General features: G+C 67.1%; 1 protein-coding gene and 1 pseudogene. Both read left to right on the forward strand.

Going from position 1 to position 1,370, the window contains the following annotated elements:
* Positions 1-536, forward strand: a pseudogene (locus EN969_RS31175) (amidase family protein); the annotation flags it as partial.
* A gap of 2 nt (positions 537-538) precedes the next feature.
* Positions 539-1,370 (forward strand): LysR family transcriptional regulator (locus EN969_RS31180; protein ID WP_164758666.1); only part of this gene is annotated, 832 nt, incomplete at its 3' end.

Here is a 1,370-nt window from a genome sequence, read left to right on the forward strand (position 1 = left end):
GAATGAAGGGGCTGGCGGGCGCGGTTTTCGGCGCGCCGGCGACGCCGGCAATCCGCTTCTCCTCATCTCCCGATGAACTTTACTGGTGCTTTCGCCGGCTGCAGGCCAGGGAGGCCTGGGCGGTGCATGGCGAATGGATCACCAGCGGCGAGCGCGGCCTCGGCACCGGCGTCGAGGAGCGTTTCGGCTTCGGCCGCGCCGTCGACGACAAGACGGCGCAGGCCGAGAAGGTGCGGCGTCTGACCTTTCGCGGCGAACTGAGCGCCCTGCTCGGCAAGGACGGCTTCCTTGTCCTGCCGACGGTGCCTGGTCCGGCGCCTTACGTGGACAGCACGCCGGAGCAGTTCCAGGCCTATCGCGAACGGGCGCTCCAGCTTCTGTGCCTGGCCGGCCTGTCCGGTTTTCCACAGATCACACTGCCCGTCGGCTCGGTCGCCGGCGCCCCGTTCGGCCTGTCGCTGCTTGGCCCTTCCGGCAGCGACATTGCCCTGATACGGCTCGGCCGGAAACTTCTCGACGCGGCACGAAAGGCCTGACCATGGACACACTGACGCGCATGCGCGCCTTCATCGACGTGGTCGAGGCCGAGGGCTTTTCCGCGGCGGCGCGCAAGATCGGCCGCTCCAAGGCCTTGCTGTCGAAATATGTGCGCGAGCTGGAGGACGAACTCGGCGCTTTGCTGCTCAACCGCACCACGCGCCAGTTCTCGATGACCGAGGCCGGCCACACCTATTACCGGCGCGCCTCGGAGATCGTGCGCGAGGTCGACAGCCTGGCCGACGCGGTGCGCGAATCCTCCGGCGACGTGCGCGGCCGGATCAAGCTGTCGGCGCCGCGCACCTTCGCCGACGCGCCGATCGGCCAGTCGCTGATCGACTTCGCCAAGCAGCATCCCGACATCGTGCTCGACATCCAGCTCGACGACCGCTTCGTCGATCTGGTCGAGGAAGGCTTCGACCTTGCGGTGCGTATCTCGCGGCTGGAGAACTCGTCGCTGATCGCCAGGCGTCTGGCGCCATTTTCGATAAAGCTCTGCGCCTCCCCCGAACTGATCGCCAAGCATGGCACGCCGACACGGCCGCAGGATCTCAGCCGCATGCCTTGCATCGTCGACACCAATGGCCGCGGACTGAACAACTGGCCGTTCAAGGGCGACAATGGCGATCCGGTCAGCGTTTCGGTGTCAGGTCCGATCGAGGTCAACAGCCCGATGACGGCGAGAGCCGCGGCCGTGTCCGGGCTGGGATTCACCGTCCTGCCGGATTTCATTGCCGCGCCCGATCTCGCGAGCGGCCGGCTGGTGTCGGTGATGGATGACCGTATCCTGTCGGGCGGCGGCATCTTCGCCGTCTACCCGCACCGCCGCTATC

Source organism: Mesorhizobium sp. M7A.F.Ca.CA.003.01.2.1 (assembly GCF_003998945.1).
GTDB classification, from domain to species: Bacteria; Pseudomonadota; Alphaproteobacteria; order Rhizobiales; family Rhizobiaceae; genus Mesorhizobium; species Mesorhizobium ciceri.